The organism is Alcanivorax sp. HI0083 (genome assembly GCF_001635175.1).
Map to the genome: position 1 here is coordinate 1 of NZ_LWFX01000235.1, position 856 is coordinate 856.

1 pseudogene is annotated in these 856 nt (G+C 58.8%); it reads left to right on the forward strand.

The annotated features are described in order from the left end of the window. Nucleotides 1-166: 166 nt before the first annotated feature. Nucleotides 167-856: pseudogene (gene desA, locus A3754_RS02590) on the forward strand (delta-9 fatty acid desaturase DesA); the annotation flags it as partial.

Below are 856 nucleotides of genomic sequence, written 5' to 3' on the forward strand. Positions count from 1 at the left end.
TTGTTACAGCGCAACGCATAACGGCCGCAGCAGCCATCCGTCAGTCAACAGGCACCTTTGGGACCCTGATTGGCCGTAAAGTCCGAATTTGACCCGTTTAGTGTCTTATGCCCGTCATCCCGGGTAGGGCACAATAGCGGCTCCGTCTTTTTACTGTGCGACATCTATGCTGAATTATCTGAGTGAGGGCCTGCTGGCTCCGAGTCTCGGTGCCCTGGTGCTGATCACCCTGGCCATGACCCACGTGACCATTGTCAGCGTCACCGTCTACCTGCACCGCTATTCCGCGCACCGGGCGTTGGACATGAACCCGGTGCTCAAGCATTTCTTCCGTTTCTGGCTGTGGCTCACCACCGCCCAGAACACCCTGGAGTGGACCGCCATCCACCGCAAACACCACGCCAAGTGCGAGACCGAAGAGGACCCGCACAGCCCGGTGGTGAAAGGCATTCGTAAAGTACTGAGCGAAGGGGCCGAACTGTACCGCGAAGAAGCGGAAAACGAAGAGACCCTGAAGAAGTATGGCGCTGGCTGCCCGAACGACTGGGTGGAACGTAACGTCTATTCCCGTTTCCCCATGGGCGGCATCGCCCTGATGGCAGTCATCGACCTGCTGCTGTTTGGCGCCGCGGGCATTACCGTGTGGGCCGTACAGATGATCTGGATCCCGCTGTTCGCCGCTGGCGTCATTAACGGCCTGGGCCACTACTGGGGCTACCGGAACTTCGAGTGCGCCGATGCGTCACGCAACATTTCGCCCTGGGGCATCCTGATTGGCGGCGAAGAGCTGCACAACAATCACCACACCTATCCAAATTCCGCCAAGCTGTCCGTACGCCGCTTTGAATTTGATGCC